This window comes from Roseburia sp. OM04-10BH (assembly GCF_003462605.1).
Lineage (GTDB): Bacteria > Bacillota > Clostridia > Lachnospirales > Lachnospiraceae > Roseburia_C > Roseburia_C amylophila.
This window is the reverse complement of the sequence record NZ_QTZI01000001.1, coordinates 482972-503272: the sequence shown is the minus strand read 5'-3', so window position 1 is coordinate 503272 and position 20301 is coordinate 482972. Positions and strand designations below refer to the sequence as shown.

Genomic DNA, 20301 nt, shown 5'->3' with positions numbered 1-20301 from the left:
CACAGATGAGAAACAGACTGACCTTCGCCAATGTGATTGGTGTATTATTGGAAAATAAAAAGAAAACCTACCCGCAGCACCAGCTTGTACGCAGTCTGTTCTCTGCATATCTGGATGATACTCTGACAGCTTCGGAATTAATCGCAGATGACACGACGATGTACAGCCGCTGGTGCAATGGCGCCCGCCCGATTCCTATAGATATCCTAAAGACTTATGAAGATGAGGATGAATGGGATACGATGGAGGATGATTTCAGAGATAAGATTATTCCGAACCTGTTGAACGAAGCACAGGCTCGAATCCAGATGGAGGAATTGATTACAGACAGTATAAAAACCATCGGGCAGGAAATGGCTGATGCACTGATTCAGGAGCCGGATAATGCAGCCTTTTTCTGCTCTGTGGTAAGATATGCGATTTTGAATGACCATAGCACAGGTGCGCTCTATTCTCCCGACCTTTCGGAAGTGATTCTTTGCAATAAGCTTCCCTCCTGCAATCAGGCATTCATTGGACGAAAGGATGAGATAAAAGCAATCGCATCCCATCTTTCCAATCAATCCGTCTTATTCATTACTGGTATGGCAGGCATTGGAAAAAGCGAAGTTGCCAAAGCCTATGCACAGACGAACCGTAAAAAGTACACCAATATCATTTATCTGTATTACACCGGTGATTTGAGAAAAGACATCGCAAACCTTACATTTGCAGATGATTCCGTAGAAATGAATGAGGAAGTCCGTTTTCAGAATCACTATAAGGTGATGCAGAGACTCCACACAGATACACTGCTGATTCTGGACAACTTCAATGTGCTTCCAAAGGACGAACCCTTCTTAAAGGAACTGATGAAGAATGATATGCAGCTATTGATTACCAGCAGATGCAAACTTAAGAATTATGATTCTATAGAAATAAAGGAATTGGATAAAGAAAAAGAACTGACAGAACTGTTCTACAAGCATTGTCCTTCTGCAAAACGTGATCCGGACAGTGTGTCTGCCATTATAGAAGAAGTGAACTGTCATACCCTGACTGTCTGCATGGCTGCTCTTACCTTAGAAGCCAGCGGCATGGAACCGGAAGAATTGTTACAGGAGCTGCGTTCCTGCGGTATCGGGCAGAACATGGAAGAAATCGAGGTATTCAAGGATGATGAATTCTCCTATGCCAGTATGATAGGACACCTTCGCATGTTGATGAAGCTTAATAGATTAAATGAGGACAGTATTGATATCCTCCGTAACCTCTCACTCCTGCCGGTATCAGGAGTTTATAAAAGTGCGTTCAAAATGTGGCTGGAACTGGATTCTCTCAAAAATGTTAATGAGCTGATACGCTATGGCATTATCAGTGAAGATACCGAAAATAAGACGATTGCACTCCATCCTCTCATTCAGGAAGTGGCAATCGCAGAGACCATTCCAACCGTATCAGACTGCCATGTGATGTTAAATCACCTGCATTTGATTTGCCTTGCTCACGGTCTGGATGTAAAAAGACCGGTGACTGTCATGGAATGTCTGAAAAGCATCAACAGACACATCATCCTAGATAACAGGGCTTACTATCTACTGTTCTTACAGGATATGTACCCTTACTTTGACAAATATCTGGATACCGATTATCTGTCGGAGCTGGTAGAACGTATAGAATATGTGATGAATCTTATGAATGATTCGGGCAAGTCGGATGAAACGAGTAAATCGTATAATTCAGATAAATCAGGCACACCAGATATTACGCAAGAAACCAACCACATTTCTGCCTGTGACAAAGCATTATTATTAGATTACAAAGCACAGCTTCTGTTCCCACGCAAGGAATATGATAATGCCATTAAGAAATATAAAAAGGCGATTGCCCTCATGGAAAATTACCATAAGACCAATACTGCGGATGCCCGTTCCGCCAATCTGCTTTCAAACCTGCACAACAACCTCTCTACAGCTTATCTGTTCCGGAAGAAACTGGAAGAAGCCGTATCAGAACTCAAGACAGCTTTCACAGTACGCAGGGAATATGCCAGTCTTGGATTGATAGAGAATAATGATACCCTGCAGCAGACACTCTCACTTGCTAACATGCTGGTGCAGAATAAGGAATATGATTCTGCTCTGGAAATTATTGATTTCTGTGAATCCACCATTGATGAAGTTATGGGTAGAAATAACCTTGATTATGGTATGTGCGAGTTCTATCGTGGTGTCATTGCTTATACCCGTTCTCAGCCTGTGATAGCAGAACAGCACCTGCTTAACGCAGATGCCGTCTTTCATGCTGTTATGAACGAGAACCCTGATAATGATTATTCCAAAAGTACTGCTCGTTATTTGTATAGTTTGTATATGAGATGGGGAAAGAAAGAGCTTGCGGAGCAATATAAAAAAATACTAATCAGCACGCATTAGGTATTGCCATAACAATGATACATATAGTCAGAACACACCCAAATATCAGCATAACGGGTAACGAGGTCATAGAAAACTTGTAGGCTCGGCTGCTGTCCTTTGTTATCGATATTCGCAAGATAGCGCGGGGAGATATATAACTCGTCGCTTACTTTTTTGCGACTTTCTCCGTATTCGTTTCTCGCGGCTTTAATGGCAGCCCCGAAAGCCTTAGCAAGATAGCGCGGGGAGATATATAACTCGTCGCTTACTTTTTTGCGACTTTCTCCGTATTCGTTTCTCGCGGCTTTAATGGCAGCCCCGAAAGCCTTAAAATCATATATTGATACTGGTCTTTTTGCTATAATCATTCACCCTATTACATTTTACTGTTCCCCTTTCTATCTGTTTCTTTGTGCCTGTGCTTCCACCAAAGGATAAACGGAAGAAGCAGAACCAGCACCACTATTAAAAAAATGATTAAAAAGTAATCTCTCGTTCAGCTTCACTCCCTTTCCTCTTTCTTTAAATAAATAACTTATTTCATATTTACTATACATAAATTATAAATTATATATTATATATAATTTATTATCAATATTCCTATTAAATAATTATCTTGACAATGCAAGTACAATCACATTTTTCTGTTATATCATTATTGCGTTTATAAATTTACAGAATTTTTCATTTTTTACATGACAAAATATTGACAATATGCAATGATGACTTATGTAAACCATTGATTTTTCAAAGAAAGCGAGGTATTGCCTATGATGAAAAAACATTTTAAGAAACTTGTAAATCTTGCACTTACTGCTGTTATGGTTATGGGAATGTCTACAACGACATTTGCAAAAGAATCTAATAATATCTCAAATGATACTGTAACAAAAACTAACAATATAATTTACTCCCCAGAATTTCCAGATGCTTATATTGTAACAGAAACATCACCTGCACCTAATAACTATTCACTTAACAACGAATCAAAGCAACTTGATACGATAACAGCAACAGTTTTTGTAGAAGAAACTCTTGCTACCGATAAAAATGAAGATATTTATGTTTCTAATAGTCGTCTTTTATCTAAAGACGAAGTTGAAAATATTGGTATTGATAATTTCTCCAACATTAACACAATGTCTACAAGTCGTGCTGCTAAAAGAACCTATGGAAAATTAACACTTACTTTTTCTGGTTCTCAATCTATCTCTGGAAAAAGCGTCTCATGTAAATTAAATGGAAACGCAAATTGGGACTTTGGGGCTTTTACAAGTTCAGAAAAAAATCCAGCCATAGGTAAAGATTTTATGGGAATTACTTGGTCTGGTTTATTTACTACAAATTCATCTTCATGCTCGGCGACTGATTTAACTGGAAAAGTCACTTATCCTACAATGGTTGACTCTATCGCAAACGGTGGAAGAGTATGGTCTTTTGAAGAAAGTCTTTTTGAAGACCATTTTGCAAATTATAATAAAAATATAAATGCAACTATTAATATCAAAAAGAATACTATGACTGGAAATGGTAACACGGCAGAAGCTGTCTTAAAATATATTCATACCTATCAAAAAACAACAGGTAGTGTTTCTATGAATGTAGGAAGTGATAGCGTTTCGGCTGGATTTACATTAAGTAATGTAAAAAATCAATGGCCTTTAGTTTGCAATATTACCGGAATATATTATTAAACTAACCATAAAAAATAGGTAGTTCAAATTGAACTACCTATTTTTATTTCTTCATGCTCTGGTGGCGTATTCTCTTCTCCGTTTCCAATAATCCAACATATTCTAAATGAATACTGCAAATTATCAATAATATTCATCTTGTTATCATTAGATAATACTGATTCAATATCACTATCATTTATCACACCCCAATCAATCCATTTATATCCATTATCTTCGTATGAACTAAATAAATAATTTTTACTATTCTTGCTCTGTGATAGTTCTCCACTAATTCTTAATATTTCATAAGAAAATATCTTCTTCTTCATAACTGCACATGATAGATTTCCATTCTCATTTATGAAAAACACTATATATTTATTGTCGAATCGAATTTCTTCCAAACATTCATTTGCAGTAGTTTGTGCTGTCATTCCTTTTTGTTCTTTCAAATATTCATATGGTGATTTCTGCTTCAATAAATATATAGTAACAATTAAAAACAGAAAAAAAATCATACAAACACAAAAAAATATTTTCTTTTGTTTCTTATTCATTCTCTTCACCTCATTCTTCATTTAATAATGTCTTATATCCCTGCCAATAGTCAACACTTCCGTCTGCGTATTCCTTGCGAATAATCGCATGGAAACGTCCTATCTGATACTTTCCTACTTTCATCTACCACCACTCTCCTTTATCGTTGTAGTGCCACCATTCGCCGCTTTCATATTCGATACAAAGATACCCGTCCTTATCTATCCAAACCTTTGCTAAGCCACCCTCGTTCCAATGCTCACACGCTTTTTTATGGGCTTCTTTGTTTCCCACTCCGCTTTTGGTCTGCCTTTTGCCACTGGCTTCTCTGAACCCTCGCTTGCTCCTGCACCTATAATCGACTTAAACGCCGCTTCTTGGTCAAATTTTGCCTTTCCTGCCATTACTCTCTACCTCTCCTTTCAAAAATTCCTCTATAAAGGCTTTATAGTCCTCTGATACGGTGGACTTCTCCGCATACTCAAATATATCTGTTCTGTTTGCCTGTGCTTCCTCTACCGCTACCGCTGACCGAATATAGGTCTTATATATCGGTGCAGAAATGTACTCGCTCAACTGTTCCGTAAGTTCCTTTATCTGCTTGCTGATGTTTGCTCTCGGATTGAACCTTGTAAACAGAATACCCGTTATCTTTACATTAGGATTGCAGTACCGCTGTACGCTCCTTACTGTTTCGTTAAGCTGGTTAATTCCTGTTGTGGCAAATATGCCCGCTGTGGTCGGTATCAGAATATCACCTGCCACCGTAAATGCGTTTACGGTCAACACACCCAAAGAGGGCGGCGTGTCTATAATGATATAATCATACTTTTCCGCTACGGGGGCAATAGCTTCTTTCAAACGGTGTTCTTTTCCCGTCTGTGATAACTCTTGCTCTGCTCCTACCAGCATAATGTTTGGTAATATATCATACCCGCCTTTCATACAAAAATCCATTAAAATTATAGCTCAAAATCATTTTATGTGCAATGGAGTTTTTCTTACCGAAAGTGAGTTTGAAAGGCAATCAAAGCCTTGTCATCTGCCACGCCCACGTCTACGAACCGGTGTGATTATCTGCTGTTCCGCTTGTGCTTTTAGCTGCTCCTCTGAAGAATGATTTCTGTTGTATTTCACACGATAATCATATTCCTCGGTAAAATCATCATATACAGACATCTTGTAACGCATACTCCGCATGGATTCTTCGGTATATCCCATTCTGTCCTGATACTTCTTTAGTTCTTCAATTCGGTCATCAGAAGGTGGCGGAAGAAGTTTAGCACGTTTTTCCAGAGAGAGCTTGCGGTATTCTGCTGGAGATGGAAACGGCTTATTTTGAACCGGCACCGTTGACGAATTGTTATCAAGTAATTCGTCTAACTCATCCTCATTATATGGTTCTGCGTCGGTTGAGTTATTTGTTGTGCCAAACTCAGTACTTACCGAGCCTGCGCCTGCATCAAGTCCCTGCCACTCTTTATTGAAGTCATCAAATGCAGCACCATAAAAGAAAGACTCGTCATTCTCCGGTATCTCATGTTTTTCCTGAAACTCGTCATATGCCTCATATACAGAAACATCCGGTTTTCTGGTCGGCTGTGACTCCTGTGTTGGTATCTGCTTTTTAGCCTTAGAAGCAGACTCCTTCACTTCCTCCTCATCCTCTTCCCATCTGGGATAATCCTTCATGGACTGACTGGAATGCTCGATGTCCTGCTCCTGCCTTGGATAATCAAACCAATCCTCTTTTTCCTTCTGTTTCATATATTCCCTGATGCCTGCAACCGTGAATCGCTTACCAAGCTTACTGCCTCGTACTGCCTTTACCTTGCCTCCATTACTGCTACGATAGGGAAGGGCATAGCTAATGGTATTACCTTTCAGCCTTACATTCATATGATAGGTTCTTTCTAACATATTCACCACATCATGAATGTTCTGCGTGGTCGGATCATTCATGGCAAGTCTGATATACACACGCATTTCATCCTTGAAAGAAAGTTTTCCCCTTTTCTGCATATGATTTTCCGCTAAGGTGCGTTCCTCCCTGGTCTTATCCGGATTGTAGAAGCTGTCACGGACAGAGTGTGTCAAGCCCCGGCTTCTGCACTGTTCTCCAAAATATTCCGACATTTCCACCAGCTCCTTCGGACCTCTCCGAAAGGAAGAACCATCCTTCTGATTACAGTTATTTACCAGAAAATGCACGTGAACATGCTCCGTATCCACATGAACCGCAAACAATACCTCAAATCCCTTTTTCCAGAAGAACTCACGAGCAAAGTCCTCTGCCATCTTGTAAGCCTCTGCATAAGTCAGCTTATCATTGTCCTCCGGATGAAAGGATATTGATAGCTTCTGTGCCAGAATGTCCCGCGGGAAGAACCGGCTATACTTCTTCTGATGCATTTTCCTTGTCATAAGGACACTGTTTGCAAAGTTATCCCGATTGCAGCCAAAAGCATTATATAACTCCGACTTTGTCTTGATAACACTGGAACTTAGCTGTTCCTTCTTCTTCCCCAGAATATAATCTGCAGCACTGTGAAGCTGTGCCACAGACTTGCATGGAGCATATTTTACATTGACATTTCCATATACCGCCATCTAACTCACCACCTTTTCATATAGTTTTAATACTGAGTCTTCCAACCGCCGGAATACTCTCTGGAACGGTTCAAATGCTGTCATGGATATCAAATCCGGATAGGCATTGATATTCCTTGCCAGCTGGTTGATATTGACTCCCTGCTTTTTCAGTTCGTAGCAGACCTCATTCATGACCTCCATAAACTGCTTTAATGTTGTCCCGTCAATCTGCCTGCCCTTGTTGCCCCGGAGCAGATAGTCGATGAAATCAGCGGAAGTCTTATATCCGCTCTCCTTCATCTGTGATTCAAATTCCTGTTTTACACGGTAATCCACACGAGAATAGATTACCTCGTCTCTTGTTCGTTTCCCCATAGTGTCCTCCTTCTTTTTATCTGTAAAAAAAGCCACAAAACTCATTGGTTGAATTGGCATTGCTGCCTTTTCTTCCAATTGTTTCATGGCTTCATTTTTTGGTATTTTCAGTTATTGTGTTTTGGCTACGATTGCACCGGATTATGGCTACATACTAATAGAAATTGTGGTCTGCACCGGTAAATTGCAGTGTCATGCCCCTGTTGTGGTTCTACTGTTGCTCTGCTTTGTAGCCATTTGGTTGCAGATGTTGTCTAAACTGTATCTGTTATAGCTATACTGTCCATAAGAACCGCTATCATCTGCATCCGTCTTGGTATTTCTTCGTAGCCTTTGTGTAAGCGATGCTTCGTCAGCAGGGCACATCATCCCCACAGGTCTGCCTGACGGAAAAAAGACTCCGTCAGACAGACAAAAGCAGCCCTTCGCTTACCGCTTCGGACTGCTTTTTTTCACATCTCTACTACTTATTGAAATCTTCTATTCCCTTTCCGATGTGGTGGGGATGATATAGGCAGGTAGTACCGCTGGCTTGCCAACTCGTCAAAAATAAAATCAGGGTCCCCTCCGGTACCCTGATTTTATTTCCGCCTCATTGTCTGCGCCATCGGTGCTACCTGCTCATGGGCTACGCCCCCGAGACCCCCAGACAGAAAGACACACCATCTACAAAGGGGATGGTGTGTCTTTCTGTCTTTACTGCAATTGTACCCGGGAATGTAGCCGATGTTTACTTGGATAATTGAATTGATTATCATCGGCTATATCCTTCTTGCTTCTACCCTCATTACAAAACAATAGAATTCTTTCTGTAATATCAGTCTGTTAGACTTGGGGGGGTGACTTGGGGGGGGACTTGGGTGTTACCCACCCCAAGTCATTATCCCTCTTTATGATTCGTTTTCTTCTGTTTCTATATCCAGCCTCTGTAAAATATCATATATCACACCAGAATCGTTTAATAAGCTTATAGCAAAACATTTCTTTCCTGCATCTTTTAATGATGCACCAATGTGATACGCTTTTTTGTCATCAATGATTAAAAACCTGTCATGAAATACACCTGTGTAGTTCACTTCAAGTTTGGGATACTGTTGATTGAAAGTTTCAATATCTTTTTCTGACAATCTGGTTTTTCTAACTGTGTAAATCGTTACCGATACATTCTCTTTCTTCTTGGACAGAATATTTAAAGTTCCCACATCGACATAATTATCGACCAATACAAGACTTTTCGTTGCACTAGCTACCAGATCTATCAGTAAGCTAAACGCATCATATATCTGTCCATCAAAAAAGATTTTCTGCTGTGATTCTTCGTGGTCAGAAATATATGCAAATACTTTATCAAATTTCTCATTTGTTTCATTTTGATAAGTTATCTGTCTTTCTTCTATTGCATTCATGCGATCATACAAAAGTGACGTGTTTGCCATATATTTACGCATTTCAACAAATGTTTCCATTATCCTGATACTGACTTGTATTGCAATATCACTCCTCAGCACCGCAGAAAGCATTGCAATACCTTGTTCTGTAAAAACATATGGCAGATATCTTCTTCCACCTCTCCCTTCTTTTGAGGTCACAAATTGTGACCTCAAAGAGTCGTACTCTTCCTTTTTTAGTTGAAACCTGAAATTCTCAGGAAATCTTTCAATATTTCTTTTTACAGCCTGATTAAAAGTTTTTGTTTCAACTTGATACAAAATTGCCAAGTCACTATCGAGCATTACCTGTTTTCCTCTAATAACATATATAAGACTCTGAATATGACTCACTTCCATAACCCTATCCTTTACATCTGAATTTACGTCAATCAATTCACTATTATCTTTTGCCATCGAATCCTCCAATCCATTTTTGAAGTCGCAAATTGCGACTTCAAGTCTACAATCTGTGTACTCATTCTGAGGTCACAAACTGTGACCTCAAACAGTATCATCGTGTTCCTTCTTGTTTTGCTTCCCAAATTGCTGTTCATACATAATCTGATACTTTTTCAACCGTGGAATATATTCAGGAGGCTTTCTTCGACCCGCTTCCCACTCTTCCACCGTTCGAAGTGGTATCTGAACCTTTATCTCACACACTCATTGTGTGGTTAATTATATCATGCCACTTCTTCTTTTATCAATTGAAAATCAACACGAATCCATAATTTACACACCAAACGAGTAATCCAGAAACTCATTCTCTTCTGGCTCCGACAGTTCTTGCTTTACAACTTCTATCGGTTGTTCACTGCCCTGTATCGGTTCCGTAACTAGCTTTACCCCCACCGATGCCTCAGCTCCCGGATTTCCCTGCTGATACGGATAAGACATTATCCCACCAGCCTGTAGTCCTGCCTGAAAAAATGCCTGCTGTTGCATCTGATACATGGCTGCAAGTGCCGGAAGATTTGAAAGAAGCTTCTGCTCCACAGTCTGCACCAGTCTGTCTGCAAAGGCATCTTCCTTTTCCCGACTCTCCAGATATGGATCGTTTTTCTTGGCAAGATGCCTTTCATAATAATCATTAATCGCAGCCACCACAAAAGCATTCTGCGACTTAAAGTCCTGTTCCACTTCAGCGGAGTGCAGGCGTTCCCACGCCTGCACGCCTCCCTCATCCGTCATATTGAAACGGATGTTGTGATTCCTGTAGTGCTTTGTCATATTGCCTCACCTACCTTCTGCCTGCTCTTTCCTGATGTCTTAAAAGCATATAGCAGTAATACTCATAGCCCTTTGCATTAGCACGGATATCATGATTAAAAATGGTGGTGTCCGGATTATAACTTCCAAACTGTTCTACCAGTCTTGCTCCGCCACCCATGAAGTAAACCTTCATCAGCTTCTCATTATATTCATGGTCACGAAGCTTCTGAAAAATCTCCTCCACATAGTCACAAATTGCCTTTTCCACGAGTGATGCATGTGGCTCCGGCAGTTCAATCTTCCCGCTACGAAGAATATTATCAATTACATCATCCATAAGATTGTCTCCCGTTTTGTCCTGCACCATATTGTGAATCTTCTGAAAACACTGGAACACACCAAGCTTCTCGGTCCATGCCTTGCTTTCCATTGGTCTACCGTTATTCAGATACATCAAATTCATGGTGCCATTTCCAATATCTGCAAGAAGTGTCACCCCTGCAAAATCCTTCAGATTCTCTGTCACTGCCGAGTAACACTGCGGCATAACTGTACAGCCAGCGAATTCAATATAATAAAGTCTGTCTTTATAGCCGACCTCTACGCTGCTGTTTCTAAGCATATATCTCTTAAAGTCCTCCCTCTGTGCCTGCACCCATTTCAGAGGAAGCCCAACTGCAAGATGAATCCTTGCCCTGTTTACAGAGTCTGTCATTCCTCTTGCTTCCAGTTCCTTTACAATAGCCGCAAGTGTCAGCATATAATTGTCGTCATCAGTCTGCTTATCTGCCACAAAACCCTTTCTTCCCTCTCCAATGACATAATATCCACCATCGTACTCGATATAATCTCTGCTTAACACAGGTGCGCTGTCATACTTTGCAATTGCTGTCTTAAAGCATCTTCTGGCTGTTTTCATATTTCCGTAGCCATTATCCACACCGATAATCAGTGCTCCGTTCATACTGTATTCTCTAATCTTCTCTGTCATATAATCCTCTCTTTCTCCGGCATCTGTGCCGGTAACCAAAATAAAAAAGTCCATGCATCTGTATCTCTACAAACACATGGACGAATCAACTGCCACTCTTGATATTTAGCGTATCCTTCCTACGAATTACTACACACTTTACTACACACTTTTTTCATCAAATTACACCATTTTATGATAAGTTACGATAGTTTCCTCTCAAATTAAAAATGCCCTCAAAGCCTGTAAAATCAAGCATTTGAGGGCATTCACAAGGGTTAAGATAAAGGAGCAGGTAGGAAATCTATAAACTCTTTCTTATATGCTTCCATGTATGAAACCTCCTGAATATGTCAACAGTGAAATATCACTTTTTTCTTTTACCTAATTTCTTATGCTACCATACTTCCCTGAAAACCTCAATGCATTTTTCTTAATGGCGCCGGTCTATACCAGCATTATTATAATAAGCTGCTTTTTCCTGATACATTCTGCGTTCAGCTTCCATCAGCAAGAGGTCAAATCCACGCTCCCAGCTTTCCTGCCATACTGATCCGACTGCCATTACTACATCTTTTTTCTTCATGCCAGCCTTCATACGTTCTATCCGCTGCTTCAGTTCCTCTTCTCCGATACCTGCACACAGTGCCAGAAGTTCATCCCCTCCAATACGGAACAGTCCATAGTCTGAAAATTCCTCACGGAGTAATTCGCCGGCACGCAGAATGAGCTGGTCACCTGCCTGATGACCTAAAGTATCATTTACCCTTTTCAGTCCTGTAATATCGCAATACACCACACCAAAGCATGAAGTCCCTGATGCATCTGTAACATACTGTTCCATGGCGAACCGGTTTCCAAGTTTCGTAAGCTGGTCACTATAGCTCATCCGTTCCAATTCCCGCACCAGATTACGCCTTCTGATGCTGGAGACAATAAAATATCCCATAATCTGAAGCATATTAGAAGTATAATCCAACATTTTTTCGGGAGGATTATCAACTCCATAAAAACCGATGATTTTCTGACCTTCATACAGTGGAACTACTACCAGCGTTGAAATATTCTGTTGTTTCAGATTCTCATACTGCAGTGGATCACTCTCACGTATATTTTCCAGATTACCAATGATAATATTTTTGCCTTCCCTAAAATTGCGGTACCAGTTCTCGCATACTTCAGCCGGAACATTCTGCAAATTATCTTTCTCAGGCCTGATACCATTCGCTACCCATTCATAGGTGTTATCGTCATTTCCCAATAAGTTTTTTTCAAAAATATAGGTACGTTCTCCATTCAATGCCTTTCCAAGATATTCCAGGATAATTTCCAGTGACTGTTCTGATGTAGGGGCATTTAACGCAATTCTTATGCCCTCATTTATAATAGCCTCCATATTTTCATAGTTTTGAATCAGACTTCCCTGTTTTTCTTCGTTGCTGACATCCAGTGCAATTTCTACCCGGTAACGTCGACCATCCTGTTCCAGCATAGTATCCTTCAACAACAGATGTTTGCCAAGAACCGGATTATAATACTTCCATTCTTTAAACTCACCTTCTACCAGTTCCTGATTATTGCACATACTACAAGGGGCGGCATTATGCTGCATCACCTCATAACATTTCTTTCCTTTTATTTCCTCCTGGGTCTGAAATCCAAAGTTTTCCCGTGTTTTCCGGTTCATATACACAAGCTCATATGTATCAACATCTGAGACATATACAAGTTCATCAAGATTTTCAAAGAAATTCCAAATCTTTTCCACTGTTTCTATCCTTTCTGGCAATTACATTCCTTTAGGCGGTTGCGAAAGGGGACAAAAAGATGATTGCCCCAATAATATCACGGGATTACAGGAGATTTATCTTTATCCGGTATGAAATGCCAACAGTTCTTATAATGCGTGTTTTTCTTGATTATAAACTGTCTTTCCGGTTGCTTTGGCTGAATATCGACGCTGTCCGCCGGGTACAGATGCCACATAATGCCTGCAAGGGGCACAGGGGATTTCGGTATGCGTTGCTTTTTGTCTGGCAACCGGCACAAATTCACATCCATGTTCAATTGTGCCTCGCTGGTACATCCCTGTACCAGCGTTGCCTGTTGCCAGACGAAATTCCCAGTGCCCCTAACAGCCCTTATCAGGCATCTGTGTTTCGGCGAACTGTGTCGATATTCTGACAAACATTGGAAAGACTGTTTTCATAACAAAAAGAAAAACACGCATTTTAGAACTGCGGTATTTCGTAGCAAAAGATAATCCCCTGTGAATCCCGTGATATTCTTCCGGCAGCATCAAAAACAGTCCCATTAATCAGTGACTGCACCAATCAGTTCATTGATATCTTCAACTCCATTATTTTCCATATAATCCTGTATACCATTGATAATATCAATCGTTGCGGTAGGATTGGTAAAGTTTGCAGTTCCCACAGATACTGCGGTTGCTCCTGCCAGTATCAGTTCCAATGCATCTTCCGTGCTCTGTACACCTCCCATTCCGATAATCGGAATATTCACTGCCTGGGCTGCCTGATATACCATACGCACTGCAATTGGATGCACTGCCGGTCCGGACATCCCACCAGTTCTGTTTGCCAAAGCAAATTTTCTGCGGTTTACATCAATCTTCATTCCAGTCAGTGTATTAATCAGGGAAATTACATCTGCTCCGCCTGCTTCTGCCGCTTTTGCCATCTCTGTAATATCCGTTACATTCGGGCTCAATTTCATAATAACCGGCTGTCTTGCATATTTTTTCACTTCTTTTGTAATTTCTTCTACAGAAGCAGCATTCTGTCCAAAGGCAATACCGCCTTCTTTGACATTTGGGCAGGAAATATTGATTTCCAGCATATCTACCGGCTGTTCGGCCAGTCTTTCCACAACTTCTATATAATCGGAGGCTGTTTTTCCACAAACATTTACAATAATGCGTGTGTCATAGTGGGTAAGAAATGGAATATCACGCTGTACAAATACATCAATACCAGGATTCTGTAAACCGATAGCATTTAACATTCCACCGTACACTTCTGCCACACGAGGGGTCGGATTCCCCGGCCATGGTACATTGGCAACACCTTTCGTCACTACTGCACCCAGTTTATTCAAATCTACAAATTCACTGTATTCCTGACCGGAGCCAAAGGTTCCGGATGCTGTCATAATCGGGTTCTTCAATAATACTCCTGCTAGATTTACTCTTGTATTCATTAAAGTTCCACCTCCTCAGCCCGGAAAACCGGTCCTTCTTTACATACACGTTTGTTATTGACATTGGAATGTTCATCCTTGTCCTTAGACTGGCACACGCAGGCTAAACAGGCTCCGATTCCACAAGCCATACGTTCTTCCATGGAAATCCAGCACTCAATCTGTTTCTCTTTTGCATATTCCTTAATAGCTGCCAGCATCGGCTTTGGCCCGCAGGCATAGATAATATCTGCTGTCAGCCCATTTTCACGGATGGCATCCAATACATTTCCTTCTGTCCCGGCACTTCCGTCCTCAGTTGCCACATAGACTTCTCCTTCTTCACGAAATTCATCCATCAGGAAAAGTTCATCCCGGAAACCAAGTACCATCTGCTTTTCACAGTCCAATTCTTTTGCCAGCTCTAACATTGGCGGAATACCAATTCCACCACCAATTAAGAACGCTTTCTTTTCTTTCTTCGGAAATCCATTTCCCAGCGGTCCTGTTATATTAAGAATTCCGCCGGTATGCATACCGGAAAACTCTTCTGTTCCCTTTCCAACTTTACGGTATACCAGACGGATGGCATTATCCTTTTTATCAATTTCACAGATACTGATTGGTCTTGGAAGCAGCCTGCTTCCTTCATTACAATATACAGATACAAACTGACCTGCTTTTGCATGTGCTGCAATCTCTTCCGTACGCAGCCACATACTGTAAATGTCATCCGCAATTTCTTCCTGGCGGATAATAATCGCCTGTTCTTTAAACTTCTCTGCCATCTTCTTCTCCTATCTTGCCTGTAAAGCTCCATCGATATCTTTTATCATTGCCTCTACTGCTGCTCTGGATGCATCTGCAAAATGTTCTGTTCCAAAAGATGCATAAGCCTCCTGCTTATATGCTGCAATGATTCCACGGGATGAATTGACAATTGCACCCAGTCCGTTTTCGTCGAAGTAATGTACTAAGTCCGCTCCTTTTCCACCCTGGGCACCGTATCCCGGAACCAGGATAAAGCTCTTTGGCATTACTTTACGAAGGACTTTTCCTATCTCCGGATAGGTTGCTCCTACTACTGCTCCCACATAGCTGTAGTTATCTCCCATGACTTCTTCGCCCCACTGTGCTACCTTTTCACCGACATATTCATACAGTGGTCTGCCATCAATTAATCTGTCCTGGAATTCTCCACTGGATGGATTGCTGGTCTTAACTAAAATGAAGATACCTTTTTTCTCTTCTTTACATACTTCCAGGAAAGGCTTGATTCCGTCTGAACCAAGATATGGATTAACGGTTGCAAAGTCTTCATCAAAAGCAGAAAGCTTCTTACTTCCCACCTGGACTTTACCAAGATGTCCCACTGCATAAGCTGCGGATGTAGAACCGATATCGCCACGTTTTACATCTCCGATTACCACAAGGTCTTTGGAGTGGCAGTAATCTACTGTCTTCTGATATGCTTTCACACCCTCTGTTCCAAACTGCTCATACATGGCAATCTGTGGTTTTACAGCAGGAATCAGATCATAAGTGGCATCTACAATTGCTTTGTTAAACTGCCAGATTGCTTCTGCTGCACCCTCTAAAGTCTCACCACACTCCTTAAATGCTGCTGCCTTAATATGTTCCGGAACATAATCTAACATCGGATCTAAGCCGACAACGATTGGTGCATGGGTTTTCTCGATTTTTTTAATTAATTTGTTAATCATATCTTTAAGCCTTTCTTTTTCTTATTCTTCTGCTGCATCATATACAATTTTGCCGTCACAGATAGTCATCATTACTTTACCGGTTACTTTTCTGCCGTGGAATGGTGTATTCTTTGCTTTCGACCAGAACTTGTTCTTATCAATGGCATAAGTGCATTCCGGATCAAAAAGCATGACATCTGCCATTCTTCCCTCTTCCAAAGTTCCTTTCTTCAAATGAAGAATCTGTGCCGGGTTATAGCTCATCTTCTCTACCATCTGCATCGGTGTTAAGTATCCACCCAGCACGAGTTCTGTATAAGTCAGTGCTGCTGCAGTTTCCATTCCAACGATTCCGAATGGTGCCTTTACCATGCTGCTATTTTTTTCATCTGCTGTATGCGGTGCATGGTCTGTAGAAATGACTTCCATGGTTCCGTCGGAAAGTCCCTTTTTCAATGCCTCCACATCCTCTTTACGGCGGAGTGGCGGATTCATCTTATAATTGGTATCTCCCTCTACCATATCATCTGATGTCAGTGTAAAATGATGCGGACATACCTCTGCGGATACCGGAATATGCTCTAACTTGGCATATTTTACCATGATTACACTGTTCTTTGTGGAGCAGTGGCAAAGATGCAGGTGTGCACCGGTATCTTTGGATAACAGGATATTTCTTGCAATCATGATATCTTCTACAGAATTGGTAATTCCAGCCAGTCCCCACCGTTTTGCATTCTCATCCTCGTTGACCACGCCGGAGCCAACCAGATTCTTATCTTCGCAATGTGACAGTACCGGAATGTTACAGTCTCTTGCTACCAGCATGGCATCTCTTGCAAGAAGTGAATTCATGACTGATTTGCCATCTTCACTGATTGCAGGGCTTCCTGCCTCCACCATCTCTTTGATGTCAGCTAATTCCTCTCCCTGCTGTCCTTTTGTTACAGCACCAACCTGTAATACATGCACCAGTCCGACATTTTCTGCCTTATGATGTACATAACGTACCACATCAGCATTATCTACCACCGGCTTGGTATTTGGCATTGCAAGTACCGTAGTATATCCGCCTCTTGCTGCGGAACGGGTTTCTGTTTCAACATCACCCTTATGAGTAAATCCTGGATCCCGCAAATGCACATGCATATCAACGAGTCCCGGCATTACATACAGTCCTTTGGCATCGATAGTCTTCTCTGCCTTTTTCTTGATATTTTTCCCTCTTTTGGTAATGACTCCATCTTCTATGAAAAGGTCCATTACATCATCTGTTTTCGTAGCCGGATCTAAAATGCGGCCACCTTTTATTAAGATTGTCATGTGGAATACCTCCTGTTGCTCCTATTTTAGCATACAAGCAGTTCTGGGGCAATCTGCTCATGCATGTATTTTCTCAAATAGCTCCGGAGGTACATATGCTTCTATACGGATTCCCTCCGGCAGATATTCTTCTGCTATTAATTCTCCTGTTTCTCTTATCTGCTGCAGCAATCCACCCTTGTCATATGGCAGCACTGTCTCAAGATAGTGTTTGTTCTCCCGCAGTATCCGGGCGAGGCAGTCTTTCAATTCTTCTAGTCCATCACCTCTTGCTGCAGATACCCGTAAAGTAATATCTGCCCTGCCATCCCGCAATGGTTCCCGGTCTGTAATGGCATCCTGCTTATTAAACAATGTCAATATCTTTTTATCTGTAACCTCTAACTGGTGCAATGTCTCATATACAATATGCATCTGCTTGGCAGCCTGTGGATTGGATGCATCCACCACATGAATGATAAAATCTGCATACTTAGCTTCCTCTAAAGTACTACGGAAGGCATCAATCAGATGATGCGGCAGTTTTCGGATAAACCCTACCGTATCCGTAAGCAAAAGCTTCTGGCTTCCCGGAAGTTCTAACATTCTGGTAGTCGGGTCTAAGGTTGCAAAAAGTTTATCCTCTGCAAGAATTCCAGCTCCGGTCAGAGCATTTAAAAGGGTTGATTTACCGGCATTGGTATACCCTACAATCGCTGCCACCGGAACATGATTCCGCTGTCTTGCCACACGATTCACTTCCCGGTGCCGTTTCACTTCCTCTAACTCCCGTTTGAGCTGGCTGATTCTTGATGCAATCAGACGACGGTCTACCTCTAACTTTTTCTCTCCCGGACCTCTCGTTCCAATTCCTCCTCCCAGCCTTGACATACTCTTTCCTATGCCGGAAAGACGACTCATGCGGTAACGAAGCTGTGCCAGTTCCACCTGTATCTTTCCTTCACTGGTAGATGCTCTGGCAGCAAAAATATCAAGGATAATTAAGGTTCTGTCCATCACTTTTACGTTCAGGGCATCTGAAAGATTCCGAAGCTGTGCCGGGCTTAGTTCGTCATCGCAAACAATTCCTGTTGCATTGGTCCATGCAATTTCATCCAGCAGTTCTTCTACTTTTCCGCTACCAATATAAAGCCCCGGATGTATTGTCTGACGGTTCTGGATTACCCTGCCCACCGTTACTGCTCCGGCAGTCTTCACCAGCTCCTCCAATTCATCCAGGGAGTCTTCTGTATCATCGCCATCCTGGCTGCTTACGCCAACCAGGATGACTCTTTCTTCCATTTCATTGTTTTCAAAAAATTCAGGCATAAAATATCCTTTTCTTACTTTCTGTTTATGCAAACACACTCTGTCCGTTCTGGGATAATCCTGCAGAAATATTTAAAATTGCTGCAAAATCATTCTGTAATTCATTTGAGCATTTCTCTGCTTCCAGATAAATTTCTTCTGCTCTTTCCGCGTTCTCATCGAACAGTGCCTGCTGCACTTCTTTTCCATATCCATGGAATCTTCTGTGTTTCTCTGCCAGTGCATTCCAGGCCGGTGCAATTGCCGGATTTTCCGGATGCATGGAATAGTAAAAATGACCAAAGCCGCATTTTGTATCATCAAATTGTAACGTAAGGACATTCTTCTCAGTTACCATGGTATGTAAAGTCTCAAGCCATGCCCTATGTGCTTCCATTGCTTTTTGTACATAAGCATCAAAAACTGCATTATCCATACGGTAAAATGCATCACGGCTCATTTTTCCTATAACCTTCGCCACATTATCCATACCCGTTTCAACCTGGGTTAATGGTTCTACCGAACCTTTTAAATTTCCATTTATAACGGTCAGCAATTCTGCATCATTGCTGAGATTACTGCACTGGTCTTCAATACAGGACACCTGGGTTTCCAGCACATTCATGGAGCTACTGATTTCTTCACTGATACCAGCAAGGGAACCAATCGATTCGCTGATGGTTCCAACATTTTTCTTGTTCTCGTCATTAATATTCCATACAGCATTAATCTTCTGATCAATATTGTCAAGAGATGTAATTGCAACATCCACACTCTTAGAACTCTTCTCAGAAGCATCGCGGATTCCTTCTACGAATTCACCCATATTTCCAGTTAACTGTTTGGTTCCCTCTGCCAGCTGACGGATTTCTTCCGCTACAACGGCAAATCCCTTTCCTGCTTCTCCTGCTCTTGCTGCCTCGATTGATGCGTTCAATGCCAGCAGGTTGGTCTGTTCGGAAATTGCATTGATACCTTCAATGACTTCATTCATATGATTGATAACATCCATCAATGCATCCATATTCTTCTTCATTTCTGTGGATTCTGAGATTGCATCTTTGGATAAATCCCGGATAGCTGTCAGTTCTTCCTGGCCATTCTCTATCTTCTTATAAATATCAGTAGTTTTCTCTGATACATCAACAATTGTATTGGTCAGACCCTCATGGGCATTTCTTACTTCCTCTGCAATACTGGATGTTTCTGCTGCTGCATCATGGATTGCCTTTGTTGCTGTATTGACATCCTCTGCTGTCGTTGTCATCTTTACGGTATCATGTCCGACTTTCAGGCCTAAGGCACTCATTGTCATAACTGCCTGCATATCTTCCACATATACCTGTGCAAGCTGACGTCTGCCAGCGCTCATGCGTTCATACATATTCTGCAGTTCCGGTGAACCTGCAGCATAATTCTCTTCTTTCATCTCACTAATTGACTGAACCAGATTTATAATTTTTTTATTCTTTCCCAATGCCATATATTTCCTCCAATCAATGCACTTTCTGTGCATTACGTTATACTACTAATTTTGTACTGAATCTTACCGATTGTCAACGACATTTTGTGATATTTTTCCAAAAAATTCAACTTTTT

17 protein-coding genes and 1 pseudogene are annotated in these 20301 nt (G+C 41.3%); 2 read left to right on the top strand and 16 right to left on the bottom strand.

Annotation, left to right across the window (positions count from 1 at the left end):
• Positions 1 to 5 precede the first annotated feature (5 nt).
• On the top strand, positions 6 to 2414 hold the full coding sequence (locus DXB43_RS02230) for an ATP-binding protein (protein ID WP_008120474.1): 2409 nt from the start codon (positions 6 to 8) through the stop codon (positions 2412 to 2414).
• Positions 2415 to 2464: 50 nt separating this feature from the next.
• Here DXB43_RS02230 and DXB43_RS15865 read toward each other — a convergent pair.
• Positions 2465 to 2758 (bottom strand): annotated as a pseudogene (locus tag DXB43_RS15865) (hypothetical protein); the annotation flags it as partial.
• A gap of 408 nt (positions 2759 to 3166) precedes the next feature.
• On the opposite strand from DXB43_RS15865, the gene DXB43_RS02220 reads away from it, so the two are divergent.
• A complete protein-coding gene (locus DXB43_RS02220) occupies positions 3167 to 4090 on the top strand; it encodes a hypothetical protein (RefSeq protein ID WP_117946484.1) in 924 nt (307 codons plus the stop codon).
• Between the two features lie 23 nt (positions 4091 to 4113).
• Here DXB43_RS02220 and DXB43_RS02215 read toward each other — a convergent pair whose 3' ends face one another.
• From DXB43_RS02215 to DXB43_RS02140, 15 genes are all read right to left on the bottom strand, one after another.
• The gene (locus DXB43_RS02215; RefSeq protein ID WP_022292460.1) at positions 4114 to 4629 is read right to left on the bottom strand and encodes a hypothetical protein; all 516 of its coding nucleotides are present in this window, start codon (positions 4627 to 4629) and stop codon (positions 4114 to 4116) included.
• Positions 4630 to 4845: 216 nt separating this feature from the next.
• Entirely contained in the window at positions 4846 to 5013 is a 168-nt protein-coding gene (locus tag DXB43_RS15245) for a hypothetical protein (RefSeq protein WP_008120476.1), read from the bottom strand.
• Positions 4991 to 5554, bottom strand: a complete 564-nt coding sequence (locus DXB43_RS02210; RefSeq protein ID WP_022292459.1) for a ParA family protein — start codon at positions 5552 to 5554, stop codon at positions 4991 to 4993. The genes DXB43_RS15245 and DXB43_RS02210 overlap by 23 nt, the downstream gene beginning before the upstream one ends.
• A 93-nt stretch (positions 5555 to 5647) precedes the next feature.
• Positions 5648 to 7219: a relaxase/mobilization nuclease domain-containing protein gene (locus DXB43_RS02205; RefSeq protein ID WP_008120479.1), complete on the bottom strand. Its 1572-nt coding sequence runs from the start codon at positions 7217 to 7219 to the stop codon at positions 5648 to 5650.
• The gene (mobC, locus tag DXB43_RS02200; RefSeq protein WP_022292457.1) at positions 7220 to 7576 is read right to left on the bottom strand and encodes a plasmid mobilization relaxosome protein MobC; all 357 of its coding nucleotides are present in this window, start codon (positions 7574 to 7576) and stop codon (positions 7220 to 7222) included.
• Between the two features lie 890 nt (positions 7577 to 8466).
• Positions 8467 to 9420 (bottom strand): ORF6N domain-containing protein, encoded by a 954-nt coding sequence (locus DXB43_RS02195; RefSeq protein ID WP_008120482.1) that lies wholly within the window; start codon positions 9418 to 9420, stop codon positions 8467 to 8469.
• A 318-nt stretch (positions 9421 to 9738) separates the two neighbouring features.
• Positions 9739 to 10236 carry a hypothetical protein gene (locus DXB43_RS02185; protein ID WP_117946482.1) on the bottom strand — a complete coding sequence of 166 codons (498 nt, stop codon included), beginning with the start codon at positions 10234 to 10236 and terminating at the stop codon, positions 9739 to 9741.
• A 10-nt stretch (positions 10237 to 10246) separates the two neighbouring features.
• Positions 10247 to 11263: a ParM/StbA family protein gene (locus tag DXB43_RS02180; RefSeq protein WP_117946480.1), complete on the bottom strand. Its 1017-nt coding sequence runs from the start codon at positions 11261 to 11263 to the stop codon at positions 10247 to 10249.
• 358 nt (positions 11264 to 11621) lie between these two features.
• On the bottom strand, positions 11622 to 12956 hold the full coding sequence (locus tag DXB43_RS02175) for a sensor domain-containing diguanylate cyclase (RefSeq protein ID WP_242997817.1): 1335 nt from the start codon (positions 12954 to 12956) through the stop codon (positions 11622 to 11624).
• 545 nt (positions 12957 to 13501) lie between these two features.
• Positions 13502 to 14407 (bottom strand): dihydroorotate dehydrogenase, encoded by a 906-nt coding sequence (locus tag DXB43_RS02165; protein ID WP_022244409.1) that lies wholly within the window; start codon positions 14405 to 14407, stop codon positions 13502 to 13504.
• Positions 14407 to 15174, bottom strand: coding sequence for a dihydroorotate dehydrogenase electron transfer subunit (locus DXB43_RS02160; protein ID WP_022244410.1), 768 nt, complete (start codon positions 15172 to 15174; stop codon positions 14407 to 14409). The genes DXB43_RS02165 and DXB43_RS02160 overlap by 1 nt, the downstream gene beginning before the upstream one ends.
• 9 nt (positions 15175 to 15183) lie before the next feature.
• Entirely contained in the window at positions 15184 to 16110 is a 927-nt protein-coding gene (pyrF, locus tag DXB43_RS02155) for an orotidine-5'-phosphate decarboxylase (RefSeq protein WP_117946478.1), read from the bottom strand.
• Between the two features lie 21 nt (positions 16111 to 16131).
• On the bottom strand, positions 16132 to 17415 hold the full coding sequence (locus tag DXB43_RS02150) for a dihydroorotase (RefSeq protein ID WP_117946476.1): 1284 nt from the start codon (positions 17413 to 17415) through the stop codon (positions 16132 to 16134).
• Between the two features lie 57 nt (positions 17416 to 17472).
• Entirely contained in the window at positions 17473 to 18723 is a 1251-nt protein-coding gene (gene hflX / locus DXB43_RS02145) for a GTPase HflX (protein WP_117946570.1), read from the bottom strand.
• A gap of 25 nt (positions 18724 to 18748) precedes the next feature.
• Positions 18749 to 20185, bottom strand: coding sequence for a methyl-accepting chemotaxis protein (locus DXB43_RS02140; protein ID WP_158567183.1), 1437 nt, complete (start codon positions 20183 to 20185; stop codon positions 18749 to 18751).
• Between the last annotated feature and the right edge of the window lie 116 nt (positions 20186 to 20301).

Bases quoted from the DNA above. Each gene is read 5' to 3' on its own strand.
- DXB43_RS02210 (WP_022292459.1), bottom strand. From the start codon at position 5,554: ATGAAAGGCGGGTATGATATATTACCAAACATTATGCTGGTAGGAGCA.
- DXB43_RS02215 (WP_022292460.1), bottom strand. From the start codon at position 4,629: ATGAATAAGAAACAAAAGAAAATATTTTTTTGTGTTTGTATGATTTTT.
- DXB43_RS02165 (WP_022244409.1), bottom strand. From the start codon at position 14,407: ATGAATACAAGAGTAAATCTAGCAGGAGTATTATTGAAGAACCCGATT.
- DXB43_RS02230 (WP_008120474.1), top strand. From the start codon at position 6: ATGAGAAACAGACTGACCTTCGCCAATGTGATTGGTGTATTATTGGAA.
- DXB43_RS02140 (WP_158567183.1), bottom strand. From the start codon at position 20,185: ATGGCATTGGGAAAGAATAAAAAAATTATAAATCTGGTTCAGTCAATT.
- DXB43_RS02220 (WP_117946484.1), top strand. From the start codon at position 3,167: ATGATGAAAAAACATTTTAAGAAACTTGTAAATCTTGCACTTACTGCT.
- DXB43_RS02160 (WP_022244410.1), bottom strand. From the start codon at position 15,174: ATGGCAGAGAAGTTTAAAGAACAGGCGATTATTATCCGCCAGGAAGAA.
- DXB43_RS02185 (WP_117946482.1), bottom strand. From the start codon at position 10,236: ATGACAAAGCACTACAGGAATCACAACATCCGTTTCAATATGACGGAT.
- mobC (WP_022292457.1), bottom strand. From the start codon at position 7,576: ATGGGGAAACGAACAAGAGACGAGGTAATCTATTCTCGTGTGGATTAC.
- DXB43_RS02150 (WP_117946476.1), bottom strand. From the start codon at position 17,415: ATGACAATCTTAATAAAAGGTGGCCGCATTTTAGATCCGGCTACGAAA.
- pyrF (WP_117946478.1), bottom strand. From the start codon at position 16,110: ATGATTAACAAATTAATTAAAAAAATCGAGAAAACCCATGCACCAATC.
- DXB43_RS02180 (WP_117946480.1), bottom strand. From the start codon at position 11,263: ATGGACTTTTTTATTTTGGTTACCGGCACAGATGCCGGAGAAAGAGAG.
- DXB43_RS02205 (WP_008120479.1), bottom strand. From the start codon at position 7,219: ATGGCGGTATATGGAAATGTCAATGTAAAATATGCTCCATGCAAGTCT.
- hflX (WP_117946570.1), bottom strand. From the start codon at position 18,723: ATGCCTGAATTTTTTGAAAACAATGAAATGGAAGAAAGAGTCATCCTG.
- DXB43_RS02195 (WP_008120482.1), bottom strand. From the start codon at position 9,420: ATGGCAAAAGATAATAGTGAATTGATTGACGTAAATTCAGATGTAAAG.
- DXB43_RS15245 (WP_008120476.1), bottom strand. From the start codon at position 5,013: ATGGCAGGAAAGGCAAAATTTGACCAAGAAGCGGCGTTTAAGTCGATT.